Origin of the sequence: Pseudomonas reinekei (genome assembly GCF_001945365.1) — a bacterium.
In the GTDB taxonomy this organism is placed as follows: Bacteria; Pseudomonadota; Gammaproteobacteria; order Pseudomonadales; family Pseudomonadaceae; genus Aquipseudomonas; species Aquipseudomonas reinekei.
In genome coordinates, this window is record NZ_MSTQ01000012.1 from 43,111 (window position 1) to 59,885 (window position 16,775).

Below are 16,775 nucleotides of genomic sequence, written 5' to 3' on the forward strand. Positions count from 1 at the left end.
GATTTGATAGACAGCAAAAAGGCGCCAATCGGCGCCCTTCTGCTTTGCAACGGTTTAACGTCAGGCCATCTCGGCCGTAGTCTCGAAGTCGAAGGTCAGCTCGCCGTCCTTGATGTCGATGTGCACCACACCGCCATGTTCGGCCAGCTCGCCAAAGAGAATCTCCTCCGCCAGTGGACGCTTGATCTTGTCCTGGATCAAGCGAGCCATTGGTCGAGCCCCCATTGCCGAGTCGTAACCCCCGGCCGCCAGCCAGCTGCGGGCGGCATCGGTGACTTCCAGCAATACACGCTTGTCTTCCAGCTGCGCCTGAAGTTCGGTAAGGAACTTGTCCACCACGCTTTTGATGACCTCATGGCTGAGGCGACCAAACTGGATAATGGTGTCCAGACGGTTGCGGAACTCCGGCGTGAAGCTCTTCTTGATCACTTCCATCGCATCGGACGAGTGGTCCTGATGGGTGAAACCGATCGAAGCACGCGCTGCAGTTTCGGCACCGGCGTTGGTCGTCATGATGACAATTACGTTTCGGAAGTCCGCTTTGCGCCCGTTGTTATCGGTCAGCGTACCGTGGTCCATCACCTGCAACAGCAGGTTGAAGACTTCCGGATGCGCCTTCTCGATCTCATCGAGCAACAGCACGCAGTGAGGCTGCTTGGTGATGGCTTCGGTCAGCAAACCGCCCTGATCGAACCCGACATAGCCCGGAGGCGCACCAATCAGACGCGATACGGTGTGACGCTCCATGTACTCGGACATATCGAAGCGAATCAGCTCGACACCCAAAGCCTTGGCCAACTGGCGCGCCGCTTCGGTTTTACCGACACCGGTAGGCCCGGCGAACAGGAACGAACCAACAGGCTTGTCAGGCGACTTCAGGCCGGCACGGGACAGCTTGATCGCCGTTGCCAGCGAGTCAATCGCTGCATCCTGACCAAACACCGTCAGCTTCAGGTCACGCTCAAGGTTGCGCAGCAGCTCTTTATCGGAACTGGTGACATGCTTCGGCGGGATCCGCGCGATTTTCGCGACGATGTCCTCAACTTGCGGCACTTCGATGCGTTTTACACGCTTCTCGACCGGCTGCAGGCGTTGATAGGCACCCGCCTCGTCGATGACGTCGATGGCCTTGTCCGGCATATGACGGTCATTGATGTAGCGCGAGGCCAGTTCGGCAGCCGCGCGCAGGGCTTCATCGCTGTATTCGATATTGTGATGGCTCTCGAAACGACCCTTGAGGCCACGCAGAATACCGATGGTGTCTTCCACCGAAGGCTCGGACACGTCGACCTTCTGGAAGCGCCGGGCCAAGGCACGGTCCTTCTCGAAAATCCCGCGGAATTCCTGGAAGGTGGTCGAGCCGATGCAACGGATATCACCGGACGACAGCAATGGCTTGAGCAGGTTCGAGGCATCCATCACGCCACCGGACGCGGCACCCGCACCGATGATGGTGTGGATTTCGTCGATGAACAGGATTGCCTGCGGGCGTTTTTTCAGCTCATTGAGCAACGCCTTGAAGCGCTTCTCGAAATCACCGCGGTATTTGGTCCCGGCCAGCAACGCGCCGAGATCAAGGGAGTAAACCACGCTGTTGGCCAGCAGGTCCGGCACCTGGTTGTCGACAATGCGCTTGGCCAGGCCTTCGGCGATCGCGGTTTTACCCACGCCCGCCTCACCCACCAGCAGCGGATTGTTTTTGCGACGACGCGCCAGAATCTGCGCAACGCGTTCGACTTCCAGCTCACGACCTACCAACGGATCGATACGACCCTGGCGCGCGAGTTCATTGAGGTTGCTGGCATAAGCATCCAGGGGATTGCCTGAAGATGAAGACTCACCGCCCTCGTCATCCTGCATATCTTGCTCACCTTCAGAGTGATCGCCGTGCCCTGGCACTTTGGAAATGCCATGGGCGATATAGTTGACGACATCAATGCGCGCAACGCTCTGCTGTTTCAGCAGGAACACCGCCTGACTCTCTTGCTCACTGAAGATCGCGACCAGCACGTTGGCGCCAGTCACTTCGCGTTTGCCCGAGCTCTGTACGTGAAACACAGCACGTTGCAGTACACGCTGGAAGCCCAGGGTTGGCTGGGTTTCACGATCCTCGTCATGCACGGGGATCAATGGCGTGGTGGAGTCGATGAACTCCTGCAGGTCATGCTTGAGTTTGTCGAGGTTTGCGCCGCACGCACGTAAAACAGTGGCGGCAGCCTCATTGTCCAATAGGGCCAGCAGAAGATGTTCGACGGTCATGAATTCATGACGCTTCGAACGGGCCTCCTTGAAGGCAAGATTGAGGGTGACTTCGAGCTCGCGGTTTAACATAGCTTCACCTCATACCCAAGTGGTCGGCGATTAACCGTCCTTCTCGATTTCACAGAGTAGCGGATGCTGGCTTTCCCTGGCGTACTGGTTGACCTGCATGGCCTTCGTCTCGGCGATGTCGCGGGTAAACACTCCACATACTGCCCGTCCTTCTGTATGAACGGCCAGCATGACCTTGGTCGCCAGCTCGCGATTCAGGTTAAAAAACACCTCGAGCACTTCGACGACGAAATCCATCGGTGTGTAGTCATCATTGAACAAAACCACCTTGTACATTGGCGGCGCCTGTAAAGCAGGCTTCGCCTCCTGAACAGCAATGCCTGCGGAATCGTCGTCGTGTTCCTCCGGGCGATCTTTCTGGAGAGTCGGGCGATCCTGATTGAATGTTAGTCGAATCTGGCTGATTGCATGCATGGAAAGAAAGGTTCGTCTGTTGTTCATATACAGTGGTGGGGGCGGCTATCAGCGTTTTCAACTCCGACTGCCGGGTCAACTTGACTATCGGCAAAAGGGTGTTACAAACAATAGAGCCCACAGTGGGTAAAAAAGGTCCGCGGAGTCAACTTTTTTCTAAGAAGTGACTGCGGATGAACTGGATGATACTCCAGTGATGGAGTCTGTTGCAGAGGGATATGGATATGTCAGGCGTCAAGGTCAGTGGCAAGGTCAAATGGTTCAACAATGCCAAGGGTTTCGGGTTCATCAATGAGGACGGCAAGACAGAAGATCTGTTCGTTCACTACTCGGCTATCCAGATGGATGGCTATAAGACCCTGAAGGCCGGACAAGCCGTGGTATTCGAAATCATCCAGGGACCCAAGGGCCTGCATGCGATCAACATCTGCAACCCTGTGGATGCTTCGAAAACCGTGAACTCCACCGCACAATCGACCGTTACGGCCTGAGACCGCACCACCATCCACTCATAAAAAACCGCCCGACTCAATCGCTTGAGCCGGGCGGTTTTTTTTCATGCCTGGCGTTCGCTTACATGTGCGAGATCAGTGCATCGCCGAAGCCGGAAGAAGAAACCAGCTTGGCACCATCCATCAGACGTTCGAAGTCATAGGTCACGGTCTTGGCGGAAATCGCGCCGTTGGTGCCCTTGATGATCAGGTCGGCCGCTTCGGTCCAGCCCATGTGGCGCAGCATCATTTCGGCGGACAGAATCAGCGAGCCCGGGTTGACCTGGTCCTTGCCGGCGTACTTTGGTGCAGTACCGTGGGTGGCTTCGAACATGGCCACGGTGTCGGACAGGTTGGCACCTGGCGCGATACCGATACCCCCCACTTCCGCCGCGAGGGCGTCGGAGAGGTAGTCGCCGTTCAGGTTCAGGGTCGCGATCACATCGTACTCGGCCGGGCGCAGCAGGATCTGCTGGAGCATGGCGTCGGCGATGGCATCCTTGACGATGACGTTCTTGCCGGTTTTCGGGTTCTTGAACTGCATCCACGGACCACCGTCGAGCAGGGTCGCGCCGAACTCCTCGGCCGCCACTTCATAGGCCCATTCCTTGAAGGCACCCTCGGTGAACTTCATGATGTTGCCTTTGTGCACGATGGTCAGCGAATCACGATCGTTGTCGACCACATATTGCAGTGCCTTGCGCGCCAGACGCTTGGTGCCTTGCAGGGAGACCGGCTTGACGCCGATACCGCAGTTCTCGTCGAAACGAATCTTGGTGACACCCATTTCTTCTTTCAGGAACTTGATGACCTTGGTCGCTTCCGGCGTACCGGCCTTCCACTCGATGCCGGCGTAAATGTCTTCGGAGTTCTCGCGGAAGATGGTCATGTCGACGTCGCCTGGCTTCTTGACCGGGCTAGGCACGCCTTCGAACCAGCGCACCGGACGCAGGCAGACGTAGAGGTCGAGTTGCTGACGCAGCGCGACGTTGAGCGAGCGGATGCCGCCACCGACCGGCGTGGTCAGCGGGCCTTTGATGGACACCACGTAATCCTTGACCGCGTCCAGGGTTTCCTGAGGCAGCCAGGTATCCTGATCGTAAACCTGAGTCGCTTTTTCCCCGGCGTACACTTCCATCCAGGAAATCTTGCGCTCGCCGCCGTAAGCCTTTTTCACAGCAGCATCGACAACCTTGATCATGACCGGACTGATGTCGACACCAATGCCGTCACCTTCGATGAAGGGGATGATCGGGTTATTAGGAACATTGAGAGAATGGTCTGCATTGACGGTGATTTTGTCGCCGACGGCCGGAACCTGAATCTTCTTGTAACCCATGCTGAACTCCATTGATTGGATTGAACATCTGGCTTGGTTCGAGCGTAACCCAGTTGAATCGGCGCGCAAACCCTCTGTTCCATCCATCTGCCGCAAAGCCGCACAACTCACGCGCTACAAGCCTGAAAGCAAAGGGAAAAGCGCCAAACTCCAGCACGACGAATGACGACGCGCGCCACTCGCCCCTGCGACCTTTAGACCAATGGACGAGATTCGTTGCGTATGAACCATCGGCAGATTGCCAGCTACCTATGTATAATGCCGCCGCTGACCAAAGGGTCACGACGACCGAAAGGCTCTATGATGAGGCTTTCAGCTCGACAGGCCGGCCTGTTACCGCAGTCCGGCTGCTTGACGCCCTACTGATGCACCCAACATCACAGCAACGAAACCTCGATATTCGGCTCATGGATGACTTTGAACGAACGCGCTTACCCGGCGCCCCTCGAGTTTCTGCGCACGCTTTAGCAAAGAAGAGAGAGTTAATCCGAATATGCCCACCCGCTCGAAGATCATCTATACCTTCACCGACGAAGCCCCAGCCCTCGCCACCTATTCACTGTTGCCTATCGTAGAGGCGTTCACCGCCTCGGCTGATATCGCCGTGGAAACCCGCGATATCTCTCTTGCAGGGCGCATCCTGGCCAGCTTCCCCGAGCAACTGGGCGACAAAGCCGTAGCCGACCACCTCGCCGAACTGGGCGACCTGGCCGTTACGCCTGAAGCCAACATCATCAAGCTGCCCAACATCAGCGCCTCGGTTCCGCAGCTGCAAGCCGCGATCAAAGAACTGCAAGCCCAGGGCTACGCACTGCCGGACTATCCGGAAACCGTGACCAGCGACGCCGACAAAGAAACCAAGGCCCGTTACGACAAGGTCAAGGGCAGCGCCGTGAACCCGGTTCTGCGTGAAGGCAACTCCGACCGTCGCGCCCCACTGTCGGTCAAGAACTACGCACGCAAGCACCCGCACAAAATGGGCGCCTGGGCTGCGGACTCCAAGTCCCACGTCGCGCACATGAGCACCGGTGATTTCTACGGCAGCGAAAAAGCTGCCCTGATCGACGCCGCTGGCGCCGTGAAGATCGAACTGATCGCTCAAGACGGCACCACCACCGTCCTGAAAGAAAAAACTACCGTTCAGGCGGGCGAGATCCTCGACTGCGCCGTCATGAGCAAAAACGCTCTGCGCGCATTCATTGCCGCTGAAATCGAAAGTGCCAAGGCGCAAGGCGTGCTGCTGTCGGTTCACCTGAAAGCCACCATGATGAAGGTCTCCGACCCGATCATGTTCGGCCAGATCGTTGCCGAGTTCTATAAAGACGCGCTGACCAAGCACGCTGACGTGCTGGCCCAGATCGGCTTCAACCTGAACAACGGCATCGGCGACCTGTACGCTCGCATCAAGGCCCTGCCGGCCGAGCAGCAAGCGCAGATCGAAGCTGACATTCAGGCGGTCTACGCCGTTCGCCCTTCCCTGGCGATGGTCAATTCCGACAAAGGCATCACCAACCTGCACGTGCCGAGCGACGTTATCGTCGACGCCTCGATGCCGGCCATGATCCGTGACTCCGGCAAAATGTGGGGCACCGACGGCCAGTTGCACGACACCAAGGCTGTGATCCCGGATCGCTGCTACGCCACCATCTACCAGGCGGTCATCGAAGACTGCAAGGCAAACGGCGCTTTCGACCCAACTACCATGGGCAGCGTGCCGAACGTCGGTCTGATGGCGAAAAAAGCCGAAGAGTACGGTTCCCACGACAAGACGTTCCAGATCAAGACCAACGGCGTGGTCCGCGTGACCGACACCAATGGCACCCTGTTGCTGGAACAGTCGGTTGAAGCCGGCGACATCTTCCGCATGTGCCAGACCAAAGACGCGCCGATCCAGGACTGGGTCAAGCTGGCCGTCAACCGTGCTCGCGCCAGCAGCACCCCGGCGATCTTCTGGCTGGACCCAATGCGCGCCCACGACGGCGTGGTGATCGAGAAAGTTCAGGCTTACCTGAAGGATCACGACACTGTCGGTCTGGACATCCAGATCATGGCACCGGTCGACGCAATGAAGTACACCCTGCAGCGCACCCGCGAAGGCAAGGACACCATTTCGGTGACCGGCAACGTACTGCGCGACTACCTGACCGACCTGTTCCCGATCATGGAACTGGGCACAAGCGCCAAGATGCTGTCGATCGTGCCACTGATGAATGGCGGTGGCCTGTTCGAAACCGGCGCCGGCGGTTCGGCTCCGAAGCACGTTCAGCAGCTGCTGGAAGAAAACTTCCTGCGCTGGGATTCGCTGGGTGAATTCCTGGCACTGGCCGCATCCCTGGAACACCTGGGCGTGACCTACAACAATCCAAAGGCGCTGGTTCTGGCCAAGACCCTGGACCAGGCCACCGGCCAGTTCCTGGACAACAACAAGTCGCCATCGCGCAAAGTCGGTAACATCGACAACCGCGGCAGCCACTTCTACCTGGCGCTGTACTGGGCTCAAGCCCTGGCTGCCCAGACTGAAGACACTGCACTGCAAGCGCAGTTTGCGACTCTGGCCAAGACCCTGACCGAGAACGAAGCAACCATCGTTGCCGAGCTCAACGCCGTTCAGGGCAAGCCAGTCGACATCGGCGGTTACTACCACGCCAGTGCCGAGCTGATCAGCAAAGCCATGCGCCCAAGCGCCACGCTCAACGCGGCGATTGCTGCGCTGGTGTAAGGCTGTAAGGAAGCAACACAAACCCCGGCCTCGTGCCGGGGTTTGTGTTTGTGGCTTTTGTAGACACACAAAACCCTGTGGGAGCTGGCCTGCCAGCGATGGCGGCCTACCATTCAACATTAGTGGTGACTGGCCTACCGCTATCGCTGGCAAGCCAGCTCCTACAGAGTATGTATTTCAACATTCAGAATCGAGGGCAACACATGGACTGGAAACCCCACATCACCGTCGCCACCATCGTCGAAGACAACGGCCGCTTCCTGATGGTTGAAGAACACAAGGCCGGGCGCAATGTGCTCAACCAGCCCGCCGGGCATCTCGATCCGGACGAAACCCTGATTGAAGCCGCCGTGCGCGAAACCCTCGAGGAAACCGGCTGGGACGTCGAACCCACCGGTGTACTGGGCATTTATCTCTACACAGCCCCGAGCAACGGCGTGACTTACCAACGGGTCTGCTTCATCGCCAAGCCTCTGAAACACCACCCGGATTACCCACTGGACGACGGCATCGTCGGCGCCAAGTGGTTGACCCGCGACGAATTAATCGAGCAGCGCGACAACTGGCGCAGCGAGCTGATCATCCGCTGCATCGACGACTATCTGGGCGGTCAGCACTTCAGCCTCGAATTGATCCGTCCTTCTCTTTAGCCTTGCGGGCTTGAGCCTGCTAGAATCGCGTCCTTTTTCAAGACACTCATTGAATCCCTATGCGTGATCCAGCCCCTTCTGACACACAAAAGAAGCGCGTCATTGTCGGCATGTCCGGCGGCGTGGACTCTTCCGTTTCCGCCCTCCTGCTGATCGAGCAGGGTTATGAGGTGGAAGGCCTGTTCATGAAGAACTGGGAAGAAGACGATGGAACGGAATACTGCACCGCCATGGACGACCTGGCGGACGCCCAGGCCGTGTGCGACAAGATTGGCATCAAGCTGCACACCGCCAACTTCGCCGTCGAGTACTGGGACAATGTGTTCGAGCATTTCCTGGCCGAATACAAGGCCGGACGCACGCCGAACCCGGACATCCTGTGCAACCGTGAAATCAAGTTCAAAGCGTTCCTCGACTACGCCATGATGCTCGGCGCCGACCTGATCGCCACCGGTCACTACGTGCGTCGCCGCGACATCGACGGCCGCACCGAACTGCTCAAGGGCCTGGACCCGAACAAGGACCAGAGCTACTTCCTGCACGCCGTTGGCGGTGAGCAGATCGCCAAGACCCTGTTCCCGGTCGGCGAACTGGAAAAACCGCAAGTGCGCGCGATTGCCGAGAAATACGAACTGGCGACCGCGAAGAAAAAGGACTCCACCGGGATCTGCTTTATCGGCGAACGCCGCTTCAGCGACTTCCTCAAGCAGTACCTGCCGGCGCAACCGGGCGAAATCAAAACCACCGAAGGTGAAATCATCGGCCGTCACCACGGCCTGATGTACCACACCATCGGCCAGCGCCAGGGCTTGGGCATCGGCGGCCTGAAAGACGCCAGTGACGAGCCGTGGTACGTGCTGATCAAGGACCTGGAGCACAATGAGCTGATCGTCGGCCAGGGCAACGATCACCCGTGGCTGTTCTCCCGCGCCCTGCTCGCTTCGGACATCTATTGGGTCAACCCGATCGACCTGAGCCAGCCGCGCAAGTTGACCGCCAAAGTGCGGTATCGCCAGAGAGACCAGCCTTGCACCCTGGAAAAGACCGCCACCGGCTACCGCGCGACGTTCGATGATCCGCAACGCGCGGTCACGCCGGGTCAATCGGTGGTGTTCTACGATGGCGACATCTGCCTAGGCGGCGGCGTCATTGAAGTGGCAGAACCATGGACCAGCAAAGGTCAGGCCCAATGACCCCCACCCAGGAACAACTGACGGCGCTGGGCGGCGTGTTTCTTGCCGCCGTGCTGGTCGACAAGATCGCCAAGACCGGCCAGACCAGCGAGGCAGGCTTGACCTGCATGCTCGGCAGCCTGTTGATTCGTGACCCCAAGGACACCCTTGAAGTCTACGGCGGCGACGACCTCAATCTGCGCGAAGGTTATCGCGCGTTGATCGGCGCCCTTGAACGCGACCCGAGCGCCCTGCAGCGCGAGCCATTGCGCTATGCACTGGCCATGCTCGGACTTGAGCGCCAGCTGGCCAAGCGCAGCGACATGCTCGACATCATCGGCAAGCGTCTGCCGCAAATTCAGTCCCAGGTCGAACATTTCGGCCCGGCCCACGAAAACGTGGTGGCCGCCTGCGGTGCGCTGTATCAGGACACCCTCAGCACCCTGCGCCAGCGCATCCAGGTGCACGGCGACATGCGCAATCTGCAGCAGCCGAGCAACGCCTCGAAAATTCGCGCCTTGCTGCTGGCCGGCATTCGTTCGGCGCGCCTGTGGCGACAATTGGGCGGGCATCGCTGGCAGCTGGTGATCAGCCGCCGCAAATTGCTGAAAGAGCTTTACCCCTTGATGCGTAACGAATAACCCGCATCGACAGATCCAGACTTAGCACTACGCGTAATACGCCGGTCAGTTGGCGACGGACCGGCGGATTTTTTCATGTATGATACGCGCCCCATTTCGTTGCCCGACTGTCCGAGAACACCCCATGCAGCTTTCTTCGCTCACTGCGGTTTCCCCTGTTGACGGCCGCTACGCCGGCAAAACCCAGGCCCTGCGCCCAATTTTCAGCGAGTACGGCCTGATCCGTGCCCGCGTTCTGGTTGAAGTGCGCTGGCTCCAGCGCCTGGCCGCTCACCCTGCCATCAGCGAAGTGCCGGCGTTCTCCGCCGAAGCCAATGCGGTGTTGAACACCCTGGCGGAAAACTTCTCTCTGGAGCACGCCGAGCGCGTCAAAGAGATCGAGCGCACTACCAACCACGACGTCAAAGCCATCGAGTACCTGCTCAAAGAACAAGCCGCCAAGCTGCCGGAACTGGCCAAGGTCAGCGAGTTCATCCACTTCGCCTGCACCAGCGAGGACATCAACAACCTGTCCCACGCCCTGATGCTGCGCGAAGGCCGTGATGACGTGATGCTGCCGCTGATGCGCCAGACCGCCAATGCCATCCGCGAACTGGCGATCCGTTTCGCCGACGTACCGATGCTGTCGCGCACCCACGGCCAGCCAGCCTCGCCGACCACCCTGGGCAAAGAACTGGCGAACGTGGTTTACCGCCTCGAACGCCAGATCGCTCAAGTCGCTGCCGTGCCGCTGCTGGGCAAGATCAACGGCGCTGTCGGCAACTACAACGCTCACCTGTCGGCCTACCCTGAGATCGATTGGGAAGCCAACGCCCGCGCCTTCATCGAAGACGAGCTGGGCCTGGGCTTCAACCCGTACACCACGCAGATCGAACCGCACGACTACATTGCCGAACTGTTCGACGCGATTGCACGCTTCAACACCATCCTGATCGACTTCGACCGTGATATCTGGGGCTACATCTCCCTGGGTTATTTCAAACAGCGCACCATCGCTGGCGAAATCGGCTCGTCGACCATGCCGCACAAAGTCAACCCGATCGACTTCGAAAACTCCGAAGGCAACCTGGGCATTGCCAACGCACTGTTCCAGCACCTGGCGAGCAAGCTGCCAATCTCCCGCTGGCAGCGCGACCTGACCGACTCTACCGTACTGCGCAACCTCGGTGTCGGCTTCGCCCACAGCGTAATCGCGTACGAAGCCAGCCTCAAAGGCATCAGCAAACTGGAGCTCAACGAGCAGAAGATTGCCGCTGACCTGGACGCGTGCTGGGAAGTATTGGCCGAGCCGATCCAGACCGTGATGCGTCGCTACAACATCGAAAACCCGTACGAGAAGCTGAAAGAATTGACCCGTGGCAAGGGCATCAGCCCCGAAGCACTGCAGACTTTCATCGACGGCCTGGACATGCCAGCCGCGGCCAAGGCCGAGCTGAAATTGCTCACCCCGGCCAACTACATCGGTAACGCTGTAGCGCAAGCCAAACGCATCTGATCGACCGCTGGACCCCTTTAAGACGCCCGGCCGCGCCGGGCGTTTTTATTCCCGTATGAAAAGTGCTTTTTTTCAATAGGTTACACATGAATCCTGACATTCCTCTACAACTTCTGGGCGGCATCACGGCACGGGAATTCCTGCGCGACTACTGGCAGAAAAAACCACTGCTGATCCGTCAGGCGATCCCAGATTTCGAAAGCCCGATCGACGCCGACGAACTGGCTGGCCTGGCATTGGAAGAAGAAGTCGAATCGCGCCTGATCATCGAGAACGGCGAGCGCCCATGGGAATTGCGTCGCGGCCCGTTTGCCGAAGATGAATTCAGCAAATTGCCGGAGCGCGACTGGACCCTGCTGGTTCAAGCCGTCGACCAGTTCGTACCGGAAGTCAGCGAACTGCTGGAACATTTCCGCTTCCTGCCGAGCTGGCGTATCGACGACGTCATGATCAGCTTCGCCGCGCCGGGTGGCAGCGTCGGTCCGCACTTCGACAACTACGACGTGTTCCTGCTGCAAGGCCACGGCAAGCGCAACTGGAAAATCGGCCAGATGTGCGACTCCGATAGTCCGCTGCTGCAACACGCCGACCTGCGCATCCTCGCTGATTTCGAAGCGACCGATGAGTGGGTCCTGGAGCCTGGCGACATGCTGTACCTGCCGCCACGCCTGGCCCATTGCGGCGTTGCCGTTGACGACTGCCTGACCTACTCGGTCGGCTTCCGCGCACCGAGCGCCGCAGAAGTGCTGACTCACTTCACCGACTTCCTCAGCCAGTTCCTGCCGGACGAAGAGCGCTACACCGACGCCGACGCCCTGCCTGCTGCGGACCCGAACCAGATTCAGCACGACGCCCTTGATCGCCTGAAAAGCCTGCTGGCCGAACACATGAGCGACGAGCGCCTGCTGCTGACCTGGTTCGGCCAGTTCATGACCGAGCCGCGCTACCCGGAACTGGTGGTCGGCCCTGAAGACCTCGAAGAAGACGACGTCCTCGGTGCGCTGGAGCAAGGCGCCGTACTGATCCGTAACCCGAGCGCACGCCTGGCGTGGTCGGAAGTCGATGACGACCTGCTGTTGTTCGCCAGCGGCCAGAGCCGTTATCTGCCGGGCAAACTGCGCGAACTGCTGAAGATGATCTGCGCCGCCGACGCCCTGCACGTCGACAACCTCGGTGATTGGCTGAGCGACGAAGACGGCCGCGGATTGCTGTGCGAGCTGGTCAAGCAAGGAAGCCTGGGGTTCGCCGATGAATAAGATTCACGTACGTGTCGCAGACTGGCAAAAGGATAACGCCGAGATTCGGCGCATTCGTGAAACGGTGTTCGTCGCCGAGCAATGCGTACCGCCTGAACTGGAATGGGACGCCGACGACGCAACCGCCGTGCATTTCCTGGCGTTCGAGGGCGACTTTCCCATTGGTACCGCACGCCTGCTGCCCGACGGACACGTCGGCCGGGTTTCGGTGCTCAAGGACTGGCGCGGTTTGAAAGTCGGCGATGCGCTGATGCAAGCCGTGATTGGCGAAGCCGAAGAACGCGGGCTCAAGCAACAGATGCTCAGCGCCCAGGTTCAAGCCACGGCGTTCTATGAGCGCCTGGGTTTCAGCCTGGTCAGTGAGGAGTTCCTGGAAGCAGGGATTCCGCATGTGGACATGGTTCGCCATTCGGTTTGATACCGAGGAGCCCCCTTCGCGAGCAGGCTCGCTCCCACAATTGATTTGCGAACGACGCAAAACTGATGTGGGAGCGAGCCTGCTCGCGAAGGCGCCAGTAAAAGCACCGCAAAACGCCCCGACATCACACGATGCCGGGGCGTTTTGCTGTCTACGATTCAACTTGCCCCCTACCGGGCCGACAAACTGGCAATATCAACACTTTGAAGTTGGCGGAGATAACGGATATGTCCCTACGCACCCTGCTCACCACACTGCTGGTGACCTGCAGTTTTTCGGTCATGGCAGCCACCGAAATCGTGCCTTTGAATTACCACACCAGTGCCGACATGCTGCCCGTGGCGCAGGATTTCGTCGGCAAGGACGGCACCGTCAGCGCCTACGGCAATCAGCTCATCGTCAATGCCGATCAACGCAAGATCGACGAACTTAAGGCACTGATCGGCCAACTCGACACCGCACCCAAGCGCCTGCTGATCACCGTCGATACCAACGAAAATAACGTACAGGGCGATCAGGGTTACTCGGTGAACGGCGCCAAACCGAGCCAGACGCGCATCATCAGCCGCAGCACTGCAAGCCGCGACGGCGGAATTCAACAAGTCCAGGCCACGGACGGCATGCCGGCACTGATCCAGGTCGGCCAAAGCGTGCCACTGACCAGCACCCAGTCGGACTCCTACGGCGACCTGCGCAGTCAGACCGAATACCGCAACGTCACTCAGGGCTTTTACGTCACCGCCAACGTCACCGGCGAAATCGTCCACCTGTCGATCAGTACCAACCGTGACCGCATGAGCCAGGAACGTCCCGATGTAGTGAACGTACAAAGTACCGACACAACCGTCACCGGGCGCCTGGGCGAATGGATCTTGCTGGCCGGCGTGAATCGCCAGACTCAGGCCGACAAACAGGGCGTAGCCCGCAGCTACTCGACTCAGGGGCGCGATGACATGACCCTGCGAGTGAAAGTCGACACTTTGGACTAAGTCACCGAAAACTGACTGATTAGTCGTATTAGACCAAAGATGTAGTGCTTGAAAAAAAGCACTACAAAACGTTTGACGAGCCAAAAAAGCAAAGGCATGATGGCCTCGCTCCCGCTAATCAGGGGCCCTGGCAAGGGCCTTCGAGGCGATGTTCGCACCTACCCCGCGAACCGCTTCGTGTCTGTACCGCCCACAAGGTGTGTTTGACGAGGTTGCCGACTGGAACGAAGTTGTCCCGAGGGACGGAAGCGTATTTAGGTAAACCCGGCATCACACTGAAGTTCGCACCAAGGCCCACGACGCCCGAATGCGCCCGCCAGTTCGCCCTTACCTGCTCACTTCCCCTCGAGCCCATCGTTCATCCCGTCGCCTCCCCCGCCGAACCCGACTTGACCACCTAAGCTTCTGGTCAGCGAGCGCAGGAATTTTCCACCGCAGAACAACTTTTCATAAAGACGCGACGAGGTTTATCTCCCATGGCACTGACACGCGAACAGCAAATTGCAGCCCTCGAAAAAGACTGGGCTGAAAACCCGCGCTGGAAAGGCGTGACACGCACTTACTCCGCTGCTGACGTCGTCCGTCTGCGTGGCTCGGTTCAACCTGAGCACACCTTTGCAAAAATGGGCGCCGAGAAGCTGTGGAACCTGGTTACCCAGGGTGCCAAGCCAGCCTTCCGTCCTGAGAAAGATTTCGTCAACTGCATGGGCGCCCTGACCGGCGGCCAGGCTGTGCAACAAGTCAAAGCCGGTATCCAGGCGATCTACCTGTCGGGCTGGCAAGTGGCTGCAGACAACAACTCCGCCGAATCGATGTATCCGGACCAGTCGCTGTACCCGGTGGACTCGGTTCCAACCGTGGTCAAGCGCATCAACAACTCGTTCCGTCGTGCCGACCAGATCCAGTGGAAAGCCGGCAAAAATCCGGGCGACGACGGCTACATCGACTACTTCGCACCGATCGTGGCTGACGCCGAAGCCGGTTTCGGCGGCGTACTGAACGCCTACGAGCTGATGAAGAGCATGATCGAAGCAGGCGCCGCCGGCGTTCACTTCGAAGACCAACTGGCTTCCGTGAAGAAATGCGGCCACATGGGCGGCAAAGTACTGGTTCCGACGCAGGAAGCCGTGCAGAAGCTGACCGCTGCTCGTCTGGCTGCTGACGTTGCCGGCACTCCGACCATCATCCTGGCCCGTACCGACGCCAACGCCGCTGACCTGTTGACGTCTGACTGCGACCCGTACGACCAGCCATTCGTGACTGGCGAACGTACCCAGGAAGGCTTCTACAAAGTGCGCGCCGGCCTGGACCAGGCCATCGCTCGCGGCCTGGCCTACGCGCCGTACGCCGACCTGATCTGGTGCGAAACCGCCAAGCCAGACCTGGACGAGGCTCGTCGCTTCGCTGAAGCGATCAAGAAGGAATACCCGGACCAACTGCTGTCGTACAACTGCTCGCCTTCCTTCAACTGGAAGAAAAACCTGGACGACGCGACCATCGCCAAGTTCCAGCGCGAACTGTCCGCCATGGGCTACAAGCACCAGTTCATCACCCTGGCCGGCATTCACAACATGTGGCACAGCATGTTCAACCTGGCGCACGACTACGCCCGCAACGACATGACTGCCTACGTGAAGCTGCAGGAGCAGGAGTTCGCTGACGCTGCCAAGGGTTACACCTTCGTGGCTCACCAGCAGGAAGTGGGCACCGGTTACTTCGACGACATGACCACTGTGATTCAAGGTGGCTCGTCTTCGGTCACCGCACTGACCGGTTCGACCGAAGAAGAACAGTTCCACTGATCGGCTTCGCTTGAGTCAACGGCCGTTGCGGACTGATTAAAAACCGTTACGCCGAACATCTGACGCCCCGACTGGTTCGGGGCGTTTTTTTTGCGCGTAAATCCTCCAGCCCCATCCCCTGTGGGAGCGAGCCTGCTCGCGAAAGCGGCGGATCAGACAAAAACGATGTCGACAGAGCTGACGCTATCGCGAGCAGACTCGCCCCAGCAGTGGATCGCGGTCAGACAGACAAATCACATGGGTACACTGCGCTATCGGCGCCGGAAAAATCTGCCGAAATCCACCCCGTCGCTACTTGCAGTAACGCGCATCTAAGGCAACTTTCTGCACACTTGCGGAATAAACAGTTTAAAACCCAATCCAATCGATATTGATTATCATTTAACCGTCATTATGTTCGTTACATTCCCTACAAAACATAATTGACGAAATTCCGGCTAATGCCCATTGGTCAAGGGCTACAGGGCCCCGAGGGCTCGCTATGTCCTTATTCCTCTAAATAATTTCGCTCTAGGAATTTTACTTGCCGGGTGTTTAGCCATAAAATCAGCGGGATTGATTGCTGCGACATATCGTCACTGCTTTGTTTCTTTTCAAGCTCAGAGACCTTTTGCTCTCTGTTAAGGATTACCAGCATGCCCGAAGCGACAGGACTCATGGCCCACAACTGGGGCTTTGCCATTTTCCTTCTAGGCGTTGTCGGCCTCTGTGCCTTCATGCTCGGTGTTTCCAGCCTCCTCGGGTCAAAAGCCTGGGGCCGCAGCAAAAACGAACCGTTCGAGTCCGGCATGCTACCTACAGGTGGCGCCCGCTTGCGGCTCTCAGCCAAATTCTATCTGGTCGCGATGCTCTTCGTGATCTTCGATATCGAAGCCCTCTTTCTCTTTGCATGGTCTGTGTCCGTCCGCGAAAGCGGCTGGACCGGATTCGTCGAAGCTCTCGTTTTCATAGCAATTCTGTTGGCAGGTCTTGTCTACCTATTCCGAGTGGGCGCCCTTGACTGGGCTCCGGAAGCTCGGCGCAAGCGGCAAGCGAAGCTGAAACAATGAGGCTTTGGC

15 protein-coding genes are annotated in these 16,775 nt (G+C 58.6%); 12 read left to right on the plus strand and 3 right to left on the minus strand.

Annotated features, from left to right (window positions below; all coding sequences use genetic code 11):
• Positions 1–60: 60 nt before the first annotated feature.
• Together clpA and clpS are read right to left on the minus strand one after the other, a co-directional pair.
• Complete coding sequence (gene clpA / locus BVK86_RS19370; protein WP_075947936.1) at positions 61–2,331, minus strand: ATP-dependent Clp protease ATP-binding subunit ClpA; 2,271 nt, start codon at positions 2,329–2,331, stop codon at positions 61–63.
• A 30-nt stretch (positions 2,332–2,361) separates the two neighbouring features.
• Positions 2,362–2,745 (minus strand): ATP-dependent Clp protease adapter ClpS, encoded by a 384-nt coding sequence (gene clpS, locus BVK86_RS19375; protein ID WP_020799529.1) that lies wholly within the window; start codon positions 2,743–2,745, stop codon positions 2,362–2,364.
• A 224-nt stretch (positions 2,746–2,969) separates the two neighbouring features.
• Between clpS and cspD the strand changes: the two genes are divergently transcribed.
• Positions 2,970–3,236 (plus strand): cold shock domain-containing protein CspD, encoded by a 267-nt coding sequence (gene cspD / locus BVK86_RS19380; protein ID WP_075948034.1) that lies wholly within the window; start codon positions 2,970–2,972, stop codon positions 3,234–3,236.
• An 82-nt stretch (positions 3,237–3,318) separates the two neighbouring features.
• On the opposite strand, the gene icd is transcribed toward cspD, so the two are convergent.
• A complete protein-coding gene (icd, locus tag BVK86_RS19385; protein WP_075947937.1) occupies positions 3,319–4,575 on the minus strand; it encodes an NADP-dependent isocitrate dehydrogenase in 1,257 nt (418 codons plus the stop codon).
• Between icd and BVK86_RS29835 the strand changes: the two genes are divergently transcribed.
• The 11 genes from BVK86_RS29835 (at position 4,574) to BVK86_RS19435 (ending at position 16,766) form a co-directional block, all read left to right on the plus strand.
• On the plus strand, positions 4,574–4,741 hold the full coding sequence (locus tag BVK86_RS29835; protein WP_167371511.1) for a hypothetical protein: 168 nt from the start codon (positions 4,574–4,576) through the stop codon (positions 4,739–4,741). The two genes, icd and BVK86_RS29835, sit on opposite strands and share 2 nt — an antisense overlap.
• A gap of 327 nt (positions 4,742–5,068) precedes the next feature.
• Entirely contained in the window at positions 5,069–7,294 is a 2,226-nt protein-coding gene (locus BVK86_RS19390; RefSeq protein WP_075947938.1) for an NADP-dependent isocitrate dehydrogenase, read from the plus strand.
• A 203-nt stretch (positions 7,295–7,497) separates the two neighbouring features.
• On the plus strand, positions 7,498–7,944 hold the full coding sequence (locus tag BVK86_RS19395; RefSeq protein WP_075947939.1) for an NUDIX hydrolase: 447 nt from the start codon (positions 7,498–7,500) through the stop codon (positions 7,942–7,944).
• 59 nt (positions 7,945–8,003) lie between these two features.
• On the plus strand, positions 8,004–9,137 hold the full coding sequence (gene mnmA / locus BVK86_RS19400; protein ID WP_075947940.1) for a tRNA 2-thiouridine(34) synthase MnmA: 1,134 nt from the start codon (positions 8,004–8,006) through the stop codon (positions 9,135–9,137).
• Positions 9,134–9,757, plus strand: a complete 624-nt coding sequence (gene hflD, locus BVK86_RS19405; RefSeq protein ID WP_075947941.1) for a high frequency lysogenization protein HflD — start codon at positions 9,134–9,136, stop codon at positions 9,755–9,757. The genes mnmA and hflD overlap by 4 nt, the downstream gene beginning before the upstream one ends.
• Positions 9,758–9,881: 124 nt before the next feature.
• The gene (gene purB, locus BVK86_RS19410; RefSeq protein ID WP_007940861.1) at positions 9,882–11,252 is read left to right on the plus strand and encodes an adenylosuccinate lyase; all 1,371 of its coding nucleotides are present in this window, start codon (positions 9,882–9,884) and stop codon (positions 11,250–11,252) included.
• An 86-nt stretch (positions 11,253–11,338) separates the two neighbouring features.
• A complete protein-coding gene (locus tag BVK86_RS19415; protein ID WP_075947942.1) occupies positions 11,339–12,508 on the plus strand; it encodes a ribosomal protein uL16 3-hydroxylase in 1,170 nt (389 codons plus the stop codon).
• On the plus strand, positions 12,501–12,926 hold the full coding sequence (locus BVK86_RS19420) for a GNAT family N-acetyltransferase (RefSeq protein WP_075947943.1): 426 nt from the start codon (positions 12,501–12,503) through the stop codon (positions 12,924–12,926). Before BVK86_RS19415 ends, BVK86_RS19420 begins: the two co-directional genes overlap by 8 nt.
• A gap of 227 nt (positions 12,927–13,153) precedes the next feature.
• Positions 13,154–13,915, plus strand: coding sequence for a secretin N-terminal domain-containing protein (locus tag BVK86_RS19425; RefSeq protein WP_075947944.1), 762 nt, complete (start codon positions 13,154–13,156; stop codon positions 13,913–13,915).
• A gap of 476 nt (positions 13,916–14,391) precedes the next feature.
• Positions 14,392–15,717, plus strand: a complete 1,326-nt coding sequence (gene aceA, locus BVK86_RS19430; protein WP_046817165.1) for an isocitrate lyase — start codon at positions 14,392–14,394, stop codon at positions 15,715–15,717.
• 635 nt (positions 15,718–16,352) lie between these two features.
• Complete coding sequence (locus BVK86_RS19435) at positions 16,353–16,766, plus strand: NADH-quinone oxidoreductase subunit A (protein WP_003223812.1); 414 nt, start codon at positions 16,353–16,355, stop codon at positions 16,764–16,766.
• The last annotated feature ends 9 nt before the right edge of the window (positions 16,767–16,775 follow it).

What these genes read in the sequence shown, in the direction of transcription:
- cspD (WP_075948034.1), top strand. Translation starts at nt 2,970, where the DNA reads ATGTCAGGCGTCAAGGTCAGTGGCAAGGTCAAATGGTTCAACAATGCC.
- aceA (WP_046817165.1), top strand. Translation starts at nt 14,392, where the DNA reads ATGGCACTGACACGCGAACAGCAAATTGCAGCCCTCGAAAAAGACTGG.
- BVK86_RS19435 (WP_003223812.1), top strand. Translation starts at nt 16,353, where the DNA reads ATGCCCGAAGCGACAGGACTCATGGCCCACAACTGGGGCTTTGCCATT.
- BVK86_RS19390 (WP_075947938.1), top strand. Translation starts at nt 5,069, where the DNA reads ATGCCCACCCGCTCGAAGATCATCTATACCTTCACCGACGAAGCCCCA.
- icd (WP_075947937.1), bottom strand. Translation starts at nt 4,575, where the DNA reads ATGGGTTACAAGAAGATTCAGGTTCCGGCCGTCGGCGACAAAATCACC.
- BVK86_RS19425 (WP_075947944.1), top strand. Translation starts at nt 13,154, where the DNA reads ATGTCCCTACGCACCCTGCTCACCACACTGCTGGTGACCTGCAGTTTT.
- mnmA (WP_075947940.1), top strand. Translation starts at nt 8,004, where the DNA reads ATGCGTGATCCAGCCCCTTCTGACACACAAAAGAAGCGCGTCATTGTC.
- clpS (WP_020799529.1), bottom strand. Translation starts at nt 2,745, where the DNA reads ATGCATGCAATCAGCCAGATTCGACTAACATTCAATCAGGATCGCCCG.
- BVK86_RS19415 (WP_075947942.1), top strand. Translation starts at nt 11,339, where the DNA reads ATGAATCCTGACATTCCTCTACAACTTCTGGGCGGCATCACGGCACGG.
- BVK86_RS19420 (WP_075947943.1), top strand. Translation starts at nt 12,501, where the DNA reads ATGAATAAGATTCACGTACGTGTCGCAGACTGGCAAAAGGATAACGCC.
- hflD (WP_075947941.1), top strand. Translation starts at nt 9,134, where the DNA reads ATGACCCCCACCCAGGAACAACTGACGGCGCTGGGCGGCGTGTTTCTT.
- BVK86_RS19395 (WP_075947939.1), top strand. Translation starts at nt 7,498, where the DNA reads ATGGACTGGAAACCCCACATCACCGTCGCCACCATCGTCGAAGACAAC.
- BVK86_RS29835 (WP_167371511.1), top strand. Translation starts at nt 4,574, where the DNA reads ATGCTGAACTCCATTGATTGGATTGAACATCTGGCTTGGTTCGAGCGT.
- clpA (WP_075947936.1), bottom strand. Translation starts at nt 2,331, where the DNA reads ATGTTAAACCGCGAGCTCGAAGTCACCCTCAATCTTGCCTTCAAGGAG.
- purB (WP_007940861.1), top strand. Translation starts at nt 9,882, where the DNA reads ATGCAGCTTTCTTCGCTCACTGCGGTTTCCCCTGTTGACGGCCGCTAC.